The organism is Sphingobium sp. TomMM7A (assembly GCF_055397305.1).
This window is the reverse complement of sequence record NZ_AP027312.1, coordinates 435,614-455,799: the sequence shown is the minus strand read 5'-3', so window position 1 is coordinate 455,799 and position 20,186 is coordinate 435,614. Positions and strand designations below refer to the sequence as shown.

At 60.6% G+C, this 20,186-nt stretch carries 19 protein-coding genes; 11 read left to right on the top strand and 8 right to left on the bottom strand.

Features of this window, described 5'->3' with window-relative positions:
* Positions 1-121: 121 nt before the first annotated feature.
* The 8 genes from ACZ5ZH_RS14880 to ACZ5ZH_RS14845 all read left to right on the top strand — a co-directional run bounded on the left by ACZ5ZH_RS14880 (position 122) and on the right by ACZ5ZH_RS14845 (position 4,773).
* Positions 122-325, top strand: a complete 204-nt coding sequence (locus tag ACZ5ZH_RS14880) for a hypothetical protein (RefSeq protein WP_460988952.1) — start codon at positions 122-124, stop codon at positions 323-325.
* Positions 315-542, top strand: a complete 228-nt coding sequence (locus tag ACZ5ZH_RS14875) for a hypothetical protein (protein ID WP_196227162.1) — start codon at positions 315-317, stop codon at positions 540-542. Before ACZ5ZH_RS14880 ends, ACZ5ZH_RS14875 begins: the two co-directional genes overlap by 11 nt.
* Positions 543-898: 356 nt before the next feature.
* Positions 899-1,450: a hypothetical protein gene (locus ACZ5ZH_RS14870; RefSeq protein WP_460988950.1), complete on the top strand. Its 552-nt coding sequence runs from the start codon at positions 899-901 to the stop codon at positions 1,448-1,450.
* 102 nt (positions 1,451-1,552) lie between these two features.
* Entirely contained in the window at positions 1,553-1,726 is a 174-nt protein-coding gene (locus tag ACZ5ZH_RS14865; protein ID WP_460988949.1) for a hypothetical protein, read from the top strand.
* 344 nt (positions 1,727-2,070) lie between these two features.
* Positions 2,071-2,613, top strand: coding sequence for a septal ring lytic transglycosylase RlpA family protein (locus tag ACZ5ZH_RS14860; protein ID WP_460988948.1), 543 nt, complete (start codon positions 2,071-2,073; stop codon positions 2,611-2,613).
* Positions 2,614-2,679: 66 nt separating this feature from the next.
* Complete coding sequence (modA, locus tag ACZ5ZH_RS14855; RefSeq protein ID WP_460988947.1) at positions 2,680-3,444, top strand: molybdate ABC transporter substrate-binding protein; 765 nt, start codon at positions 2,680-2,682, stop codon at positions 3,442-3,444.
* A 2-nt stretch (positions 3,445-3,446) separates the two neighbouring features.
* Positions 3,447-4,148: a molybdate ABC transporter permease subunit gene (gene modB, locus ACZ5ZH_RS14850; RefSeq protein WP_460988946.1), complete on the top strand. Its 702-nt coding sequence runs from the start codon at positions 3,447-3,449 to the stop codon at positions 4,146-4,148.
* Positions 4,138-4,773 carry an ATP-binding cassette domain-containing protein gene (locus tag ACZ5ZH_RS14845; protein ID WP_460988945.1) on the top strand — a complete coding sequence of 212 codons (636 nt, stop codon included), beginning with the start codon at positions 4,138-4,140 and terminating at the stop codon, positions 4,771-4,773. Before modB ends, ACZ5ZH_RS14845 begins: the two co-directional genes overlap by 11 nt.
* Here ACZ5ZH_RS14845 and ACZ5ZH_RS14840 read toward each other — a convergent pair.
* Positions 4,754-6,124, bottom strand: coding sequence for an ATP-binding protein (locus ACZ5ZH_RS14840; RefSeq protein WP_464772823.1), 1,371 nt, complete (start codon positions 6,122-6,124; stop codon positions 4,754-4,756). The genes ACZ5ZH_RS14845 and ACZ5ZH_RS14840 overlap by 20 nt on opposite strands.
* Positions 6,121-6,855, bottom strand: coding sequence for a response regulator (locus tag ACZ5ZH_RS14835; RefSeq protein ID WP_464772822.1), 735 nt, complete (start codon positions 6,853-6,855; stop codon positions 6,121-6,123). The genes ACZ5ZH_RS14840 and ACZ5ZH_RS14835 overlap by 4 nt, the downstream gene beginning before the upstream one ends.
* 249 nt (positions 6,856-7,104) lie before the next feature.
* On the opposite strand from ACZ5ZH_RS14835, the gene ACZ5ZH_RS14830 reads away from it, so the two are divergent.
* The 3 genes from ACZ5ZH_RS14830 to ACZ5ZH_RS14820 are packed head-to-tail and all read left to right on the top strand — an operon-like array spanning position 7,105 to position 12,751.
* The gene (locus ACZ5ZH_RS14830) at positions 7,105-8,244 is read left to right on the top strand and encodes an efflux RND transporter periplasmic adaptor subunit (RefSeq protein ID WP_460988942.1); all 1,140 of its coding nucleotides are present in this window, start codon (positions 7,105-7,107) and stop codon (positions 8,242-8,244) included.
* 8 nt (positions 8,245-8,252) lie between these two features.
* Positions 8,253-11,390 carry an efflux RND transporter permease subunit gene (locus ACZ5ZH_RS14825; protein ID WP_460988941.1) on the top strand — a complete coding sequence of 1,046 codons (3,138 nt, stop codon included), beginning with the start codon at positions 8,253-8,255 and terminating at the stop codon, positions 11,388-11,390.
* Positions 11,387-12,751 (top strand): efflux transporter outer membrane subunit, encoded by a 1,365-nt coding sequence (locus tag ACZ5ZH_RS14820; RefSeq protein ID WP_464772821.1) that lies wholly within the window; start codon positions 11,387-11,389, stop codon positions 12,749-12,751. Before ACZ5ZH_RS14825 ends, ACZ5ZH_RS14820 begins: the two co-directional genes overlap by 4 nt.
* Before the next feature lie 218 nt (positions 12,752-12,969).
* Here ACZ5ZH_RS14820 and ACZ5ZH_RS14815 read toward each other — a convergent pair whose 3' ends face one another.
* The 6 genes from ACZ5ZH_RS14815 to ACZ5ZH_RS14790 all read right to left on the bottom strand — a co-directional run bounded on the left by ACZ5ZH_RS14815 (position 12,970) and on the right by ACZ5ZH_RS14790 (position 20,141).
* A complete protein-coding gene (locus ACZ5ZH_RS14815; protein ID WP_464772820.1) occupies positions 12,970-13,731 on the bottom strand; it encodes a 3'(2'),5'-bisphosphate nucleotidase CysQ in 762 nt (253 codons plus the stop codon).
* A gap of 8 nt (positions 13,732-13,739) precedes the next feature.
* Positions 13,740-15,653: a sulfate adenylyltransferase subunit CysN gene (cysN, locus tag ACZ5ZH_RS14810; RefSeq protein ID WP_449468976.1), complete on the bottom strand. Its 1,914-nt coding sequence runs from the start codon at positions 15,651-15,653 to the stop codon at positions 13,740-13,742.
* A 143-nt stretch (positions 15,654-15,796) separates the two neighbouring features.
* Positions 15,797-16,708 (bottom strand): sulfate adenylyltransferase subunit CysD, encoded by a 912-nt coding sequence (gene cysD / locus ACZ5ZH_RS14805; RefSeq protein WP_464772819.1) that lies wholly within the window; start codon positions 16,706-16,708, stop codon positions 15,797-15,799.
* 133 nt (positions 16,709-16,841) lie between these two features.
* The gene (locus ACZ5ZH_RS14800) at positions 16,842-17,462 is read right to left on the bottom strand and encodes a TetR family transcriptional regulator (protein ID WP_460988936.1); all 621 of its coding nucleotides are present in this window, start codon (positions 17,460-17,462) and stop codon (positions 16,842-16,844) included.
* A gap of 89 nt (positions 17,463-17,551) precedes the next feature.
* Positions 17,552-19,240, bottom strand: a complete 1,689-nt coding sequence (locus tag ACZ5ZH_RS14795; protein WP_464772818.1) for an MFS transporter — start codon at positions 19,238-19,240, stop codon at positions 17,552-17,554.
* 142 nt (positions 19,241-19,382) lie between these two features.
* Positions 19,383-20,141: an enoyl-CoA hydratase gene (locus ACZ5ZH_RS14790; RefSeq protein WP_460988934.1), complete on the bottom strand. Its 759-nt coding sequence runs from the start codon at positions 20,139-20,141 to the stop codon at positions 19,383-19,385.
* Positions 20,142-20,186 lie beyond the last annotated feature (45 nt).

Sequence of the window (20,186 nt, the reverse complement as noted above, 5' to 3'; positions counted from 1 at the left end):
ATCAGCATCTCAATTACAACGATGAATGTAACCTGGCGCGCGCTTTGTCCACGAAGAGTTACTATAATGGCCCCTCTCCCGGCGACTGGCGCGTTGGCCGAGGACAGGCTATCAGCCCGTCATGAGCGAGGATATCCGCCACATTCTCGATCGCCTGCGCACGCCGCCCGACAATGTCGTGGCCCGCGCCCGTCGCATGGTTGAGGCTTATGTGCCGGAGAATCGCCGTGGCCCCGGTTGGGACCGCCACTGGCGCGAACTGGAAGCCTATATCGAATTGCCCGGCCGCTGGATCGGCGGAGAGAAAGCCGAAGATGACGTCTGACAAAATCACCGATCTTCTCGTCGCCCGCCTTGTTCGCGACCACGGCCGCAGCAAGCATCACTGGCGCAAGGTACTCGGCGCCGTTCGCCTCTACAGCCGCGCTACCCATCCGCATTGCAACTGGACGATCACGCCAACGGGCACCTTCCACGAAGTTTCGGTGATCGAAGGGCTGATGGATGACCTTAGAATGCGTTATCCGGTGATCAGCGGCTGAAGTGACGGCCCGCCATTCAGGCCAATCTCATCAACTGCCTGCTTGCGTATTAACTGGCGGTGCCAGCGGGTTGGGCTCCTTCACTTCGCCTTTTTCGATCCTTTTCTCCGCTTCGCCGCTTTCCTGATCGCCACCGGCCAGCGGTGATCCCCGTTCCGGCGGCGGTGTATCGTCCCTTCCTTCTGCCGGTTGGTCAGATGATTGGCCGCTCTTCCTGTTCTGCTGCATCGACTCTTCCTTTTGCTGCTATCCTTGATCAACGCCGCGACGGCAGCAGATATCCATGAGCGAAGCTGGCGCTAACAAGGGCATGTCGGTTAGCGGCACCCCAATGCCATCGAAGGCGTTCAGCCACCATGGCACGCGCGCTCAAGGTCTATCGCACCCCTATCGGCTTCCACGACGCCTATGTCGCTACGCCCAGTCAAAAGGCGGCGCTGGAAGCGTGGGGCGCCGACGCCAATCTTTTCGCGCGCGGTTCTGCCGAGCAAGTCACCGAAGCAGAATTAATGCGGGAACCCCTCGCCAATCCCGGCAAGGTCATCAAACGACCACGCGGCAGTGAGGCGGAACATTTGGCCTCCCTTGCCAAATCACCGCAGCAACCCGGCGGGGCGAAATCCCGTCCGGGAAAAGCGACTCCTCCCAACTCCCCGCCGAAGCGCGCATCCCCTGCAACACCACGACCCAGTCGTGAACCACTCGACAGGGCGGAAGAAGCCCTCGCCCTGCAGGAGGAAGAAGACAGGGCGGCGTTGAAAAAACTCGAAGAGAAACAGGCACAGCTTCGCGCCCAGATCGAACAGTTGCGCCAGCAGCAGCAGGTCGCCTATCGGCTGTTGGCCCGCCGCGTGGAAAACGAACGCCGCAAATATGACACCGCGCTCGAACGCTGGCGCGCGTCATGATCGATCAACCCGCCAAAAAGATAAGGATTTTTGCCGCTTTCCGCCAATAGCTTGGCACCAGATCGACTTTGCATCGTTATCGTCATTCAGGAGGGGTCTTGAATGGACACCCGTGAAGAGATTGTTGCGATAGGGCTGCTGACGCAGAACGATATTCATCGGCTTGGCGAAAGTTTTTCCCGGCTCTTCCCGCTCCCGCGCGACGGCGCCTTCGACGATCTGATAAAGGCGATCGATGAAGCCGACCGCGAAAAGGACCGCCGTCCCAAACCATGATTGGCCGCCCATTGTCCCGGCCCACACAGGGCTAAAGGAAAGTCGGGTCCGGCTGTAAAGCTTCGACCTTATAATGGTCGGGGCAACCGGACCCGGTTCCACGAAATTTGGGGATCTCGCGGAAGCCGCAGGCTCCCCGAGCACCGGCGACTGAGCAGCATTCTACAATGGTGCGCCTCTGCAAACACTGACGCTTAATGCTGCCAGTCCGGCGATTTGGGACGACGCCAAATCTCCTTTAGGAGAGTTGACGGAAAGCCACGCTATCCCCATGGAATCGCGCCTGACTATCCCGATATCAGCAGGGCTTGAGCAGGCCGCCGCTGTGCCGTTATGACGCAACCATGCGATCCTCCCTTTTGCCGCTCCTGCCTGCCCTGTTCATCGCTGGGTGCGCTTCGTACCAGCCCGTATCGGACACGCCGGTTCGTGTCGGGCCGCCCTATACGGTGCGCGGCGTCACCTATGTTCCCGCCCAACAACCGGGCTATGATGAAGTCGGCTATGCCAGCTGGTATGGAACTGAATCAGGCAACCGTACAGCGCGCGGAGAGAAGTTCCGGCCGGGCGGGATCAGCGCGGCCCATCCCACCTTGCCGCTGCCTTCCTATGTAGAGGTGACGGAGCTTGGCAGCGGCCGAACCGTACTGGTTCGGGTCAACGATCGGGGTCCCTTCACGCGCGGGCGGATCATCGACCTTTCCCGAGGAGCGGCGGAAGCACTCGGAATACGCAATCAGGGGCAAAGCGCCGTGCGCGTCAGGCTTGCCGAGCCCCGCGAGAAGGATCGCCAGCGCCTGCGCAAAGGCAAGGGAGCGAGCGAACGGCCGCCGCTCACCGGCGAAGCCCTTGCCGCGCAACGCCGCCGCCTTCTTGCACCGCGCTGAATTTGGCCTCGCCTTGACCGCCAACCGCTGTATAGCGGCATATATACCTTAAGCGTCAGGCGTCGCATGCATCGGTTCCTTGTTCTGCTCCTTCTGCTCATTACCGGCTTTGCGGTTGAACCCGCTGAAGCGCGCGAACGCGGGCCTTTGATATTGGCCGCCGCCAGCCTCCAGGAATCGCTGACCGCCGCAGCCGATGCCTGGACGGCGCAGGGGCATGACCGGCCAGTCCTGTCCTTCGCCGCGTCTTCCGCTCTCGCCCGGCAAATAGAGGCCGGGGCGCCTGCCGACCTGTTCTTGTCGGCGGATGAACCCTGGATGGATGCCATCGCCGCGAAAGGACTCGTCCGCCGTGGAACCCGTGTTCCGCTGCTTACCAACCGCCTCGTCCTGATCGCTCCAGCGGGCAGCGGCACGAAAATGGCGATCCGCCGTGGATTCCCTCTCGCCCGTGCGATCGGCACTGGCCGCCTCGCAATGGCTGACCCGGACAGCGTTCCTGCCGGAAAATATGGCAAGGCGGCGCTTGTGGCACTCGGCGTTTGGCCAGCGCTATCTGGTAAAGTGGCGGCGGCGGAAAACGTCCGGGCGGCTCTTGCAATGGTGGAGCGGCGGCAGGCGCCCTATGGCATCGTCTATGAAACCGATGCGCGGGCCACGACCGCCGTCCGTATAGTGGGCATCTTTCCTGCGGCCAATCACCCGAAAATCACCTATCCGCTGGCACTGCTAAGCCGCTCCACCCATCCGGAAGCGGCAGGATTTCACCGCTTTCTCCTGTCTCCACGCGGCAAGGCGATCTTCCGCCGCTACGGTTTTGGAACGCGTTGACGGTGACCGTCTTGAGCCCGGAAGAATGGGAGATCGTCCAGCTGTCCTTGAAGGTCAGCTTCGCGGCCATGCTCTTCGCTCTCCCCTTGGCCTTCGCCCTCGCCTGGGTCCTCGCGCGCTGGCGCTTTCCCGGCAAGCTGCTGCTCGACGCGGCGGTTCACCTCCCGCTTGTCCTGCCGCCGGTAGTGATCGGTTGGCTGCTTCTCCTGACCCTCGGACCTGCCGGCCCCGTAGGAAGCATAATGGAACGCTGGTTCGGTGTGACCGTCATGTTCCGCTGGACCGGCGCCGCCATCGCTGCCGGCATCATGGCGCTTCCCCTAATGGTGCGCGCGATCCGCCTGTCGATCGAAGCTGTAGATCATCGTCTGGAAGAAGCCGCCCAAACCCTCGGCGCCAGCCCCGCCTGGTGCTTCCTGACGATCCTCCTCCCCCTGTCTCTACCCGGATTAGCTGCGGCATTCATTCTTGGTTTTGCGCGATCGCTCGGCGAATTCGGCGCGACCATCAGTTTTGTATCAAACATTCCGGGAGAAACCCGCACCCTGTCGCTCGCGATCTACAGCGCCCTCCAAATCCCCGGCGCCGACGCCGTCGTATGGCGGCTCGCCGTGATTTCGATCTGCTTGTCGCTAGGCGCACTGTTGCTTTCAGAAGCGCTCAGCCGCCGGATATCGGCGGATAGGTCCAGCCATGTCCTTTAACATCGACGTCCGCAAGGTTCTCGGCCCCACCCTCGTTACGGCGCGCTTTGCAGCATCAGATGGCATCACCCTGCTCTGGGGACCCTCCGGCGTAGGGAAGACATCGATCCTCAACATGATCGCTGGTCTGCTGCGCCCGGATCAGGGTCATATCAGCGTCGATGGAGAAATATTGTTCGATGCCGATGCCGCCATCGATTTGCCCTCCTATCGTCGTCGCATCGGATATGTTTTCCAGGATGGCCGCCTTTTCCCCCATCTTCGGGTGCGGGCGAACCTGCTCTATGGCTATCGGCTTGCGACGCCGCAGGACAGATGGATGTCTCTACAAGCGGTCGTCGATTTTCTCGGGATTGAACATCTGCTCAGCCGCTGGCCACGCACATTGTCGGGCGGCGAAGCACAACGCGTTGCCATTGGCCGCGCTCTGCTGTCTGGCGCCCGAGCCTTGCTCATGGACGAGCCTCTCGCCTCCATAGACCCCGCTCGCCGGGAAGACATCATGGATGTTGTCCTGCGCATACGGGACGAGCTTCGGCTCCCGATAATCTATGTCACCCATAATCCAGACGAAGCCGACCGTCTGGCAACGCGAAAGATCGAACTTACGCCTTCATTTCGATAAGGGCGACCAGCCCGCCATCGTCCGCATTCATCAGCCGGACGGACGCGTCGAAGGTGAGCGCCAGTGACCGCGCTATAGTCAGACCGATGCCCGTGCCGGGCCGCCCGCCCGGCTGCCCTGAAGCACCGCGAGTGAAGGGCTCAAACATCTGATCTAGCTGTTCCGCCGGTATGCCCGGCCCTTTGTCCCGGATGTGTATGACAAGTCGGCATCCCTGGCGGAAACATCCGATTTCGGCCTCGCCACCATATTTGAGGGCGTTACTGACCAGATTAGTGATGCATCGGCTCAGTGCATTGGGCTTGGCCCGGATCGTCCCGCCACACCCTCCCGCGAACCGCAATGGAGCGCCCAGATCCTGCGCATCCTCGACCATGCTTTCCAGCATGGAATCGATATCAATGACTGACCATTCTTCCTGCGTCTCGGTACTGGCGGCGAGATCCAGTCCCTCTTTTACCAAGGTTTGCATCGCCTGATGGTCCTGCAATAGCCGCGCACGCAACTCCTCATTTTCGACGAGTTCAAGCCGTAACCTCAGCCGGGTAAGCGGCGTCTGCAAATCGTGGCTGATGGCCGCCAGCAATTGCGTACGCTCGGCAAAACCAGCACGCGCGCGCCGTTGCATGAGGTTGAAGGTCGATAGCGCCGCACGCACTTCTTCAGGCCCGTTTTCAGGAATTTCCTCCGGGTCGAGCGACAGGGAGAAGGACTCCGCCGCGTGCTCAAGGCGCCGCAATGGTTGGGTTACGATCCGGGACACGATGATAGCAAGACCAGCAGATGCGGCGATGATCAGGAGCATATAGAGCGGGTTGGCCATCATACTGGGCGGACGCTCCATGCGCGGCAGGTTGAGCGCCATGGATCGTCGAGCACCAGTGCTATCGGTAAATCGTACGATCCAGCATGACGGGCGCGGCGCGTTGACCACCCCAGCGGCGCCCGCCGATGGATCATAACGCAGGCGCGGAAAGCAAAATCCTGCAGGAACCTGACTAGCCTCCGGGTTCGACCCGGGGCCGAACCGCGCCCTGAGCGCTTTTGCAAGCTCAGCATCCGGTTCAGCCACCGCAATGCCCTCCGGTGCCAACGCCGCGCCCATGATTTGCTGGGCCGCCAGCATGGCCTCGACCCGCTTGGGATCACGCTGAAGGCGATGACCGATGTCCTCGGCGCTCGCCACCACCCGCTGCATGCGCCATTGCTGAAAGTCATGGCTCCTGCTTTGTTCAGCGATCAGCAAAGCCAGCATCGCGGCCAACGACATGCCAATCGTCAGCAGCAGGAATATCTGTCCTGCCAGCGAGCGCAAAAAGCCTCGAACACGGCTCCAAAGACGCTCAATCATTCGTAGGACACCGGACTGGCGAGTACATACCCTTCGCCCCGCACCGTCAGAATGAGTTCCTCACCCCCCGGCATGGTCGCCAGTTTCTGCCTCAATCGGCTCACCTGTAGATCGGTCGAGCGGTCGAATGCAGCAGTCGCTCGACGTTCAGGCACAAGGCTTTCCCGTGAGAGGACCACATTGGGCTCCTCGATAAACCGGGACAGCAAACGGAACTCCGCAGACGAAAGCATCACCAGTCGGCCATCTTCAGCGATCAGCCTGCGCTGGAAGAGGTCGAGACGCCAGGGACCGAAGCTGGCGATGCGCACGCCTTTGTCGCGCTGCCGGTCGGGTTCGTCAGCATGGGACCGGCGTAACAGGTTGCGTATGCGAACGAGCAATTCGCGTGGCTCGAACGGCTTTGTGAGATAGTCATCCGCTCCCAGTTCCAGCCCGAGCACCCGGTCGATCGCACTGCCTCTGGCGGACACCATGATGATAGGGACGTCATTTCCTTCGGCCCGCAACTCCCGGCACAGGGTGAGCCCGTCACCGTCCGGGAGGTTGAGATCAAGCACGATGAGGTCGGCCGCATGCACCGAAAGGGCCTGATAAAGCTCTCCCAAGCTGCCTGCGGCTACCACCTCATAATGTTCCTGCCGCAACTGCTGAACAATCAAATCCCGAATATCGGGGTCATCATCGACTACGATCAGGCGTGCTTGGCGGCTGTTCATCTGGTCTGGCATCGCCGCCTTTTACGGTGTTCAGCATTAAAAGTCTGCCTTCGTCAGAGCCCCTGATACGCGCTGATACATTTCGACATATTGCGATGCACAATGGCACATGTTCGGCCTTTTCAAACCCCTGCCAAGACGCGAATAGGGGGCGTCGGAGCCGGTCAGATAGCTGGCCCGTCCTTCACCCGGCGCTCCCCCTCCCCCTGCGCCGGGTGAAGTTTCCCCACTGCTGGACTCCCCACTGGATAACCTGCCGCCATGCCGCTGCGCTCTGCACTCTCTTCATCCCGCTACGCTCAATTAGGCGCGGCCATTTGTTTGCTCGCCACCGCATGCAGCCAAAGCAAACCGCCTGAGAAAAAGCAGGTCGAAGTGGGCGTAGTCACGCTTCAGGCGCAGGACGTTACCGTATCGACAGAGCTACCCGGACGCACCGCGTCGACGCTGATGTCTGAGGTGCGGCCTCAAGTTGCTGGCGTCGTTCAAAAGCGCCTCTTTACCGAAGGCTCCTATGTGCATGCGGGCCAGCCATTATATCAGATTGATCCGTCCCTCTACCGCGCCTCTCGCGATGAAGCGCAAGCTTCGCTAGCCAATGCGCAGGCGACAGCGGTCGCGGCGCAAGCCAAGGCGCGCCGCTATCAGGCGCTCGGGCAGACAGAGGCCGTGAGCGCGCAGGAGCGGGACGACGTGGTGGCATCTTCGCGGCAAGCAAGCGCCGCCATTCAACAAGCGCGCGCGTCGCTTCAGACTGCCAGCATAAACCTGCGCTTCACCGAAGTTCGGGCACCGATCAGCGGGCGCATTGGCCGTTCTTCGGTTACGCCGGGCGCATTGGTCACAGCTAGTCAAGCTGCCCCGCTTGCCACAATCCAGCAGCTTGACCCCATCTTTGTCGACATTACGCAGTCCAGCGCGCAGCTCCTGGCGCTGCGCCGCAATCTGGCCGCGGGTAAAGCACTACCTGCCAGTGCCACCATCCGGCTGAAACTGGACGACGGCAGCGACTATCCGCTTGAAGGCCGTATAGAATTTGCCGAGCCTATCGTGGACCCCAATAGCGGCACCATTACCCTGCGCGCGCGCTTCCCCAATCCTGACAGCCTCCTCCTTCCCGGGATGTTCGTGCGCGTGGTGGCCCCGCAGGCCGTCGTGCCCAACGGCATACTCGCGCCCCAGCAGGGGATCAGCCGTGATCCCAAGGGCAATGCCACCGCACTTGTCGTCAATCGGGCAAACAAGGTGGAGCAGCGCACCGTCACTACGGCGCAGGCGATAGGGGACAAATGGCTTGTGACCGCAGGCCTCAAGTCCGGTGATCGGCTGATCGTCGAAGGAACTGACAAGGTGAAACCGGGCGATACCGTCCGCTCCGCAACCGTCGGCCAAGGGAGCTAGGTCCTCCGATGCTCAGCCGCTTTTTCATCGATCGGCCAATCTTCGCCTGGGTGATCGCGATCGGCATCATGCTGGCTGGACTTGGCGCCATGCTGTCGCTGCCTATTGCTCAGTATCCAGATATCGCGCCGCCTGCGGTCAACATCAGAGCAAATTATCCAGGCGCTTCGGCCGATACTGTAGAGACAAGCGTCACGCAGGTCATCGAGCAGCAACTGACTGGCATCGATGGCCTGATGTATTTCTCCTCGACATCCACCGCCAATGGCCAGTCGCGTATCACTGTCACCTTTGACAAAGGCACCGACCCCGATACTGCGCAGGTCCAGGTTCAAAATAAGGTGCAGCAGGCGTTAAGCCGGTTGCCCAATGCAGTTCAGCAGCAGGGCCTGACCGTCACTAAATCGCAGACCGATTTCCTGATGCTGGTTGCGCTGTACGATCGTACCGATCGAGCCACCCAGACTGATATCTCCGATTACCTGGTCAATAATTTTCAGGACCCCATCTCCCGCTTGGAAGGTATCGGCGACGTTCAGATTTTTGGATCCCAATATGCCATGCGCATATGGCTGGATCCCTACAAACTCGCCACCGTCAAGCTCATGCCGTCGGACGTCGAAAACGCGATCCGGTCGCAGAATGTCGAGGTTTCCGCCGGTCAGATCGGCGCTGATCCGGCGCCCGCCGGACAGCAACTGAATGCCACCGTTCGCGCGCGTGCACGCCTCCAGACTCCCGAAGAATTTCGCAACATCATAGTGAAAACTCAAAGCGATGGGTCCGTCGTTCACCTCTCCGATGTTGCTCGGGTCGAACTTGGGAATGAAAGTTACACCTTTTCAGCCGCGCTGAACGGACATCCTGGATCGGGCATCGCACTCCAACTCGCTCCCGGCGCCGACGCTCTGAAGACCGCCGAACTCGTCAAGGCAAAGGTCGCAGAGCTGTCCACGAACCTGCCCCACGGGTACAGCATCGCATTCCCGCGCGATACGACACCCTTCATCCGGCTTTCCGTGGATGAGGTCATCAAGACACTTATCGAAGCCGTCGGGCTGGTCGTCGTGGTCATGTTCGTCTTTCTGCAAAGCTGGCGCGCGACGCTGATCCCTGCGGTGGCGGTTCCGGTCGTCCTGCTCGGGACCTTCGGCGTGCTAGCCCTTTTCGGCTATTCCATCAACACGCTCACACTGTTCGGCATGGTGTTGTCCATCGGCCTTCTGGTCGATGACGCGATCGTAGTCGTCGAGAATGTCGAACGGCTGATGCACGATGAGGGGCTTGACGCGCGCGCCGCCACAATCAAATCGATGGAAGAGATAGGCAGTGCGCTGGTCGGCATAGCCCTTGTCCTTTCGGCCGTTCTCCTGCCCATGGCCTTCTTCGGCGGTTCGACGGGGGTTATTTACCGGCAGTTCTCCATCACCATTGTGTCCTCCATGCTTCTGTCCGTGGTGGTTGCGCTCATCCTGTCGCCCGCCCTGTGCGCCACATTGTTGAAATCGGCCAGTGAGGAGCGCCGTCACCAGGGATGGGCGGGCCGGTTCAACCGCTGGTTTGGGCGCGTGACCGGCGGCTATATGCGGCGGCTTGAGGCAATCATGCATCGGCGCGCCCTCTTCTGGACGATCTATCTGCTGATATTGGGCGTCCTTGCGCTGATCTTTGTCCGCTTGCCGACCAGCTTCCTCCCCGTAGAGGATCAGGGCCAGGTCATGGTGCAGATGACCCTTCCCGCTGGCGCCAAGTCCACGCGAACCGCGCAAGTGGTCGAGAGTGTTCGCAGCTACTTCCAAAGCGAAGAAGGAAATAACGTCGGCAACATATTCATTGCCCAAGGTTTCAGTTTTGCAGGACAGGGCGAAAATACCGCGCAGGGTTTCATCAATCTCAATCCTTGGGAAGACCGGAAGGGTAAGGCGAATAGCGCGACCGAGATCGCGAACCGCGCTACAAAGCAGCTCGCAGCCGTACGTGATGCGAAAATTCTGGCCATGACGCCGCCCGCCATCCGTGGCCTGGGCCAGTCGAACGGCTTTACCTTCGAGCTGCTCAACACAGGCGGCCTCAGCCGAGACAAGTTCCTGGCCGTGCGCAACCAGCTGCTCGCTGCAGCTTCGCAAAGCCCTCTGCTCGCGGGTGTGCGTGCCGCTACGCTTGAGGACACGCCCCAGTTGAAGGTCGATATCGATAATGAAAAGCTTGCTGTGCTTGGACTTACACAAAATGATGTGGACGATGTTCTAAGTTCCGCCTGGGGAAGCAGCTATATCAACGACTTCATTGATCGCGGACGCGTAAAACGCGTCTTTATGCAGGCAGACGCGCCTTATCGAGCTTTGCCGACCGACATTGAAAACTGGCAAGTGCGCTCTGCCGCCACGGGCGAAATGGTTCCATTCTCCGCTTTCGCCACCACCCATTGGGAAATGGGTCCGACAACAGTGTCGCGCTTCAACGGCCAATCCTCCTATGAAATACAGGGACAGGCCGCACCCGGCGCGAGTTCGGGAGAGGCCATGGATGAAATGGTGCGTTTGCAGCAGCAATTGCCGACCGGAACCAGTTATGCTTGGAGCGGCCTTTCCTATCAGGAACAATTGTCCGGCGGACAGGCGCCCTTGCTTTATTCTCTCTCCGTACTGGTCGTCTTTCTCTGCCTCGCGGCACTTTATGAAAGCTGGTCGGTACCACTCGCAGTATTGTTCGTAATCCCGCTGGGCCTGATCGGGGCAGTCGTCGCCGTTTGGGCGCGCGGGCTGGAGAATAATGTATTCTTCCAGGTAGGGCTCCTCACCACGATGGGGCTGGCGGCCAAGAACGCAATCCTCATCGTTGAATTCGCCGAGTTTGCCTATCGCGATGGCAAGGACGCGATGAGCGCGGCGATCGAAGCGGCCAGGCTCCGTTTCCGACCGATCATAATGACCTCGCTCGCCTTCATTGCGGGCGTTATGCCGCTGGCGCTCGCTCATGGCGCTGGCGCACAAAGCCGCATCGCCATCGGCACGGCGGTTGCTGGCGGCATGCTGACCGGAACCTTGCTTGCCATCTTTTATGTGCCGCTGTTTTTCTTCACGATCATGCGGCTTTTCAGACGCAAGGACCATTCATCTGTCACCGGATCGGAGGTGCCCGCATGAGGCGCTTGCTCCCCCTCGGCCTGTCCGTGACGCTGACCGCCTGCAATCTGGCGCCCGCATATGAGCGGCCCACCGCGCCCGTTCCGCCCGCTTGGCCAAATGGATCCGCATATTCAACCGCCCTTCCTACAGAAGTGGCAGGTTTGCCCTGGACGGCTTTGGTCGGCGACGAACGGCTGCGTACGATCATTGATCGGGCGCTGATCAACAATCGGGATCTTCGCGTAACTCTGGCCAACCTTCTCGCGGCGCGCGCCCAATATCGCATTCAGCGGGCCGCGCAGATGCCTACGGTTACGGCGGATGCCAACGCGACGCTCACGCACCGGAATGACCAGCGTCAGGACAATTACAGCGCGGACATCGGTTTTAGCGCTTTCGAAATCGATCTGTTCGGCCGCCTGCGCAATTTGAGTGAATCCGCCCTTCAATCCTATCTCGCAAGCCAGGAGGGCGCGCGCGCCGCGCGCATCGCGCTCGTCGCGGAAACGGCCAGCGCCTATGCAACGCTTGCTGCGGACCAGCAATTGCTCGCCGTAGCTCGCGATACGCTCAGCAGCGCCGAACGGACGCTCGCGCTTACACGATCGCTCAACGGCGTCGGTCTTTCCGGCAAGCTCGACGTCCATCAGGCGGAAACGATCGTCGAACAGGCGAGGTCCGATGTCGCGGCCGCAGTTACGCAGGTAGCGCAGGATCGCAACGCGCTGGATCTGCTCGCCGGGGCGCCGGTAGAAGAAGTTCTACTCCCGCTGTCACTCTCCACTCTGATCGGCTCGACTGCGCAAGTCCCTGCCGGAATTTCATCAGATGTCCTGCTCCAGCGGCCAGATGTGCTGCAGGCCGAACACCGTTTACAGGCTGCAAATGCGAATATCGGCGCCGCAAGGGCCGCGATGTTCCCGAAGATCAGTCTGACGTCGGCGATCGGTGTCGCCAGTTCAGCACTGTCGTCGCTTTTCACGGGCGGCGCATTCAGTTGGACAGCAGCTCCTTCGGCGAGCCTTCCCATTTTCGGCGGCGGAGTAAAAGGCAATGTCGAATATAGCAAGGCGCAGCAACAGGCTGCTCTAGCCAGCTATGAGAACGCCATCCAGAGCGCCTTTCGTGAAGTCGCCGATGCCTTGGCACGCGCAGGCACCATAGGTGAACAGCAGCAGGCTCAGCGAGCTCTGGTCGTCTCGAATGAGAATGCCTATGCCTTGTCCGAACAGCGTTATCGTGCGGGAATCGATCCGTTCCTGACCACACTTGTGAACCAACGCTCGCTCTATTCCGCCCGGCGGAGCGCGATTGCGACAGACCTTGAACTGTTGCTAAACCGTATATCCCTCTATCGCGCAATCGGTGCCGATTTTTAGGAGTTTACTCGGTTCAGCCCTAACGGTGACGAACCGTATGGCGGGAAGCGCCGCCACCGCCCGCTCCACCAAGTTCGGTCAAACCGGGACGACTGACTTTAGGCGCGACAGTTTCCTTGCAGTTCGCTTTGACGAAATGAGCTTCGAACCACGCCGCGTTGTGCGCGGCATGGCTCGATCCTCACTCAACAGGCATTGGCAGTCCTCAGTTTTGATTATCAGGCGCTGACCTGAACTTCGCTGATAAGGGCCAATAACTGCTGAGCATGTTCTTTTCTGCAAATGAGCAGGTCAGGCAGATACACATTTGCCTGATTGTAGATCAGCGGGCTGCCATCAATTCGCGAGCAGTGCAGGCCATGCGCCTTCGCCACGGCGACGGGTGCCATACTGTCCCATTCATATTGGCCGCCGGAATGCAGGTAAATGTCTGCCTGTCCCAATATCACCGCCATCGCCTTGGCGCCGGCCGAGCCCATCGGAACAAGTTCGGCGCCCAGCTTTTCCGCAACCGCGACAGCTTCGGCTGCCGGGCGGGTGCGGCTGACCACCATGCGCAGCTTTTCGGGTGCAGGCGGGATCGGCTGCGGCTGATCCGACCGAACTATTGTACCCTGCCCTGTTCCGGTCAGGTCAAGGCCCGGCAGCGCTACAGCGCCGATCTCCGGCTGCCCATCGATCGCCAGACCGACATGGACCGCCCAATCGGATCGCTCCTCGCCATATTCGCGGGTGCCATCGACAGGATCCACGATCCAGACGCGGCTTTGGCTCAGCCGCTCGGCATTGTCCTTCTCTTCCTCAGACAGCAACCCGTCCTCGCCCCGTTGTTCACGCAGGGCGTGAACAAGGAACTGGTTGGCCGTTTGATCGCCCGCCTTGCCCAGCGCCTTGGCGCTGAACATGCCGCTGGCGCGCACCTCAAGCAGGATGCGCCCGGCGGTTTCGGCAAGATGCGCCGCAAGGTCGGCATCGCTCATCCCGCCGCTCATGGGATCAGCCTGGCTACGATGGCGTCGGCCGCTTCCTCGGCGGTCATGGCCGTTGTGTCGATGCGGATTTCCGGATCCTCTGGCGGCTCATAGGGGCTGTCAATGCCGGTGAAGTTCTTGAGATCCCCGGCACGCGCCTTCTTGTAGAGGCCCTTGACGTCCCGTGCCTCTGCTTCAGCAAGCGGCGTATCGATGTGCACCTCGATGAACTCGCCCGGCTGCATCATCTGCCGCACCATTTCGCGCTCCGACCGGAAGGGCGAGATGAAGGCGGTAATGACGATCAGGCCCGCGTCGGTCATCAGCTTGGCAACCTCGCCCACGCGACGGATATTCTCCACGCGGTCGGCATCGGTGAAGCCCAGATCCTTGTTCAGGCCGTGGCGTACATTGTCGCCATCCAGCAGGAAAGTGTGCCGGTTCATCCGCGCCAGTCTCTTTTCCACCAGATTGGCGATGGTCGACTTGCCCGCGCCAGAAAGCCCGGTGAACCACAGCACGGCAGGCTTCTGGTTCTTGAGGCCCGCATGGAACTCACGGGTAACGTCGGTCGCCTGCCAGTGGACATTCTGCGCCCGCCGCAGCGAGAAGTGCAGCATGCCCGCCGCCACGGTGGCGTTCGTGATCTTGTCGATCAGGATGAAGCCGCCCAGCGTCCGGTTCTGCTCATAGGACTCGAACACGATCTGCTTATCGGTGGACAGATTAGCGACACCGATGGCGTTGAGGTCCAGCGTCTTGGCCGCCAGATGCTCCATCGTGTTAACGTTCACCTGATATTTCGGGTGCTGCACCGTCGCGGTGACGGTCTGCGTCCCGATCTTCAGCCAATAAGGACGGCCCGGCAGCATTTCCTCGTCAGCCATCCACACGATGGTGGCTTCGAACTGGTCGGCAGCCTGCGGAGGATTGTCGGCCAGCGCGATGACGTCGCCGCGCGAGCAGTCGATCTCGTCAGCGAAGCAGATCGTCACCGACTGCCCCGCGACAGCCTGATCCAGATCGCCGTCCAGCGTCACAATACGCGTCACCGTGCTGGTCTTGCCCGAAGGCAGCACGCGGATCGCATCGCCCGGCTTCACGGTGCCGGTGGCAATCAGGCCGGAAAAGCCGCGGAAGTCGAGGTTCGGGCGGTTGACCCATTGCACGGGCATGCGGAACGGCTTTTCCGCGTCGGTCGCGCTGTTGACTTCGACGGTTTCCAGATGCTCGATCAGCGCCGGACCCTTGTACCAGGGCGTGTTCTCCGAAGGGCCAGTGATATTGTCGCCCTTGAAGCCGGAAATCGGCATCGGCACGAAATGCTGAATGCCGATCGAGCGCGCGAATTCGGTGTAATCCTTGACGATACCGTCATAGACCGCCTGGTCATAATCGACCAAGTCCATCTTGTTCACCGCCAGCACGATATTCTTGATGCCGATCAGGTGCGCCAGATAGCTGTGGCGCTTCGTCTGCGTCAGCACGCCCTTGCGCGCATCGATCAGGATGACGGCGAGGTCAGCGGTGGACGCGCCGGTCACCATGTTGCGCGTATATTGTTCGTGGCCGGGCGTGTCGGCGACAATGAACTTGCGCTTTTCGGTCCCGAAGAAGCGATAAGCCACGTCGATCGTGATGCCCTGCTCGCGCTCGGCGGCGAGGCCATCGACCAGCAGCGCGAAGTCGATTTCCTGGCCCTGCGTGCCGACCTTCTTGGAGTCCGCCTCCAGTGCCGCCAGCTGATCCTCGAAGATCATCTTGCTGTCATAAAGCAGGCGGCCAATCAGGGTGGACTTGCCATCGTCCACCGACCCGCAGGTGATGAAGCGCAGCATCGTCTTGTGCTCATGCACCTTCAGATATTCGTCGATGTCCTCTGAGATGAGGGCGTCGGTCTTGTAAATGGGTTCGTCGAGAGTGTCGGTCATGTCATCTGTCCCGTCATCCCAGCGCAAGCTGGGATCTCGTTGATCTGGGGAAGGGCCGAGCCTCAAATGGTCTACCAGGAGGCCCGAGACCCCAGCCTGCGCTGGGGCTGACGCTTCGGAACGCTTGCGCATCCCGTGGCGCGTCAGAAATACCCTTCCTGTTTCTTCTTCTCCATGCCCGCGCCGCCTGCATCCTTGTCGATGGCGCGGCCCTGGCGTTCGGACGTGGTGGTCAGCAGCGTTTCCTGGATGACCTCGGGCAGCGTCTTGGCCTCGCTCTCCACTGCGCCGGTCAGCGGGTAGCAGCCCAGCGTGCGGAAGCGGATCGAGCGCATTACCGGCGCTTCGCCTTCCTTCAACGGGAAGCGTTCGTCGTCCACCATCAGCAGCATGCCGTCGCGCTCAACGGTCGGGCGCTGCTCGGCGAAATAGAGCGGCACGATCGGCACATTGTTGAGGTGGATATACTGCCAGATGTCCAGCTCGGTCCAGTTGCTGATCGGGAAGACGCGGATGCTCTCACCCTTGTTCTTCTTGGCGTTGTAGAGGTTCCACAGTTCCGGCCGCTGGTTCTTCGGGTCCCAGCCATGCGAGGCGGTACGGAAGGAGAAGATGCGCTCCTTGGCGCGGCTCTTTTCCTCGTCACGGCGTGCGCCGCCAAAGGCTGCGTCGAAGCCATAAAGGTCGAGCGCCTGCTTCAGACCTTCGGTCTTCCACATGTCGGTGTGCAGCGCGCCGTGGTCGAACGGGTTGATCCCGCGCTCCTGCGCTTCCGGATTGTGATAGACCAGCAGCTCCATGCCGCTTTCCTTGGCCATGCGATCGCGCAGCTTGTACATTTCCTGGAACTTCCACGTCGTATCGACGTGCAGCAGGGGAAATGGCGGCGGCGAGGGATAGAATGCCTTGCGAGCCAGGTGCAGCATCACCGCGCTGTCCTTGCCCACGCTGTATAACATGACTGGCTTTTCAGCCTCGGCCACAACCTCTCTCAGAATATGTATGCTCTCCGCTTCCAGGCGCGCCAGGTGGGTGAGCGTTTTTGTATCTGTCATCGTCTTGTCCAGCCTTTCGCAGACCCAGATGACAGAAGGCGCGAATCATCAAACCTCCCAGATGGGAGAGAGATATTTCTTCCATTACCGCACGACGAAAATTTAATCAGCGGCAAGAGCGCGAGCCGACTTTTCAGGCATTTTGAGGCGACGCTTCGTCTTCACCCAACCTCAGTTCCACCTCATAGCCAGAGATGATCCGCTCCAGTGTTGTGCAATAATCGCCAAGGATTTCCGGTAGCGGTCCCCAATTTTCAGTCTCGTACTCAGGGAGTTGGATCAGCACCTCCCTCCGCATCATGCTGATCGCAGCACCGATCACGACCTGATTAATCTCGATATAAACGTTCAGGGCCACAGCGGGAGGAAGCCCCCTCGCCTCCAGCATCGTGAGCACCCTCTGCGAATAGTCGAACGAATGCTGTTCGGGTTCTTTTCCAATCAGATTGGTGATGAGGTGAGGCAGGGACCGGAAGAGACGATAGGTAACTGTCGCATGTTCGCGCAATATATCCTGCCAACTCTGTCCTTCATCCTTGATCAGCGCTTGCCCTACTAGACGCTGTGCCACGAGTTGCAGCAGATGTTCCCGCCCCCGCACATAGCCATATAGCGTGGCAACACCGGTATTCAGCCTTTCGGCAACCAGACTCATCTCCAGCTTGGCGATGCCGACCTCGCAGGCGGCATCGACAATCATTTCCAGCGTCAGCCTTCGGGGACGCCCTACCGTCCGTTTCGCCTGCCTCGGCATTCCGCTCTCCAAATTCGATTTCAACGCGATTCTAGCGCGCCTATTTATATTGACAACGATTGCTTGCGCTCCTGCACGAACCGATTGTTCTAAGGGTAGATTATATCGATCGCCTCGTCTCGGCGGTCAGGCGTGTCCGCCCGCCACCGCACCGATCCGGTCGGCCGTTCGAGGCGCCGCCGTACCCGCCCCTCGCCGCTCCCCATGTGGAAGGCATTAGCGGCGTCCTCGATCTGGCGGTCGCTCATCGTCATACGATCGCGCTGGTGCAGATAATCTCCCCAGGTCGGACAATGATAATGTTCGGTCCAGAGTTCGGGATCTGCGATGTCGCGTGCCACGGACCAGCCAAAGGCACCACTTCGGAGGCGGGCGCTGCGCACCTTCTGCATCGCGGCATAGAAGTCGCGCGCCTTGTCAGTATCTACCCGATAATCGATTTCCACGACTATGGGACCACTGCGCGAGGTCAGTGCAAGGCCAACCTGCGGCTGATGACTGAGAATGCTTTGTTCCAATCCATCGGGGAGCGATCGCGCCAACGGAAAGACGAGACCGAGAATGGTGCTGAACACCATCGCTGCCCCCGACATCATCATCGCTTCACCTGTTCCTAGAGCGGTGGCGATCGAGCCCCACAGCCACGCACCCAGAGCGAGCCCACCCGTCAACGCCGAGCCATAGCAGGCAAGCGCGCGCGCCGTGACCCAACGCGGTGCTGACATTTGCACAGCGACGTTGAACTGTGCGACCAGGATCATCCAGGCAAAGCCCGCGACCAGCAGTGCCCCGCAAGTCAGAACGGTGTAGCTGCTGATCCCGGCGAGGATGATCATTGCGCCCAGCAATATCGACAACAATCCCGCAGCCTGCTCCGGCCGCAGACGCCGACGCACCAGATCAAGCCCGGTGGCGCCCAGCACCGCGCCCACGCCATAGGCGCCCAATAACAAGCCATAGGTGCTTGCCGACCCGTGCAGCAGGTCCTTTGCGATCAAAGGTGTGAGTGCGGACACTGATGCCCCCGCCAGACCCACGACATGTGTGCGGATAAGCACGACCCGGATTGGGGGCGAATGCACCGCATAGCGCACGCCCGAGACGATCGCCCGATCGATCCTTTCCGGGGGCAAGCGCGAAGGCTTATGTTCCCGCTGCCACATCAGGAAGGCAAGGATCAGCGGCAGATAGAAGAAAGCGTTGGCTGCAAAGGCCGCCATTGCGCCCAGCGAGGCAACGATGATGCCGCCGATCGCGGGGCCGAAGCTGCGCGCCACATTGTAGCTGATCGTGCCGAGGGCGATCGCGGCAGGCAGATGCTCGCCGCTTACCTGCTCACCGATCGAGGCTTGCCAGGCAGGCCCATATAAGGCGACCCCCGTGCCGATCAGGAAGCAGAAGAGCAGCAATGTCCAAGGAGAGAGCAGTTCCGCACCGGCAAGCAGCGTGAGGCAGATCGCCATCAGTGATGCGAAGACAAGGCCAGCCAGCGCCACCTTGCGCCGGTCGATCATGTCCGCGATCGCCCCAGCGGGCAACGCGACGAGCATCAACGGCAGCATGAGGGCCGTTTGGACCAGCGCCACCATCTGCGGCGACGAACTCAGCCGCGTCATAAGCCAAGCCGCACCGACGCCTTGTATAAGTTGCCCGAAGTTCGAAAAAAGGCTGGCGATCCAGATTGTGCGGTAGGTCCGCTGGCGCAATGGCTCCAAAAGGGCGAAGCGGCCCGCCCCTGAAGTCGCGGTTTCAGCTGTGGTTACGGCCTTGTCGCTCATCTGCCTTGGTCTCGTTTCACGCTGAACACTTGTCTTGTGCGGCACAGGGACAGAATATTGCTGAACGTCCTGGAGTTTTCCAGCAAGGGTTTCGATTTAAATAGACTTATGGCTATCAGGCAGCCGGGGGCTCACGCCAAGTTCAATCGCGACGGAATATAGGGGCGCGCTTTTCGAAGAAGGCAGCGAAGGCTTCCTGAGCCTCTTCGGATTCCAGCATCTGTTCAAAAAGCCGCGCCTCCTCTTCGATCCTGTCGAGCAGCGCGGCGGGATCGCCCTTTAGCAGCCGCCGGGTGGCCGCCAGTGCCTTGGGCGGCTTCTTCATGAGGGTGGCCGCCTTCGCCCGAGCGTGACCAAGTAGTTCTTCGGTGGGCAGGATTGCGGTCACCAGACCTGACCGGTCAGCGGTTTGGGCGTCCATTGGCTCGCCCAGCAACAGCATCGCCGCTGCTTTTGCATGGCCCAGCGTCGCGGGCGCGAGCAGGCTTGAGCCAGCTTCCGGCACGATGCCCAGATTGACGAAGGGCATGATGAATCGCGCGTCGGGCGCCGCATAGACAAGGTCGCAATGGAACAGCATCGTCGTGCCCACGCCCACGGCCAGGCCCTGGACGGCAGCGATCAGCGGCTTGTCGAAGTCTGCAATGGCGCGGATGAATGCGAATGCAGCCGCGCCACCCTGCGGTCCTTGAGTGAAGTCCTTAAGGTCATTGCCTGCGCAGAAGGCGTCACCCTTTCCTGCGATCAGGACAGCGCCGATGTCGCTCCGCGCCGACGCCTCGGCAAGGGCTGCGGTCATGCTGTCGTACATGGCTGCGGTAAGCGCGTTCTTCTTATCGGGGCGATCGATGTGGATTTCCAGGACGCCGCCCTGTTCGATGATTTCGATCCCGTTGGTCATGACCGCCTCCGTTTCCTAAGCCCCCACTAATGTGTCGATCGGCCG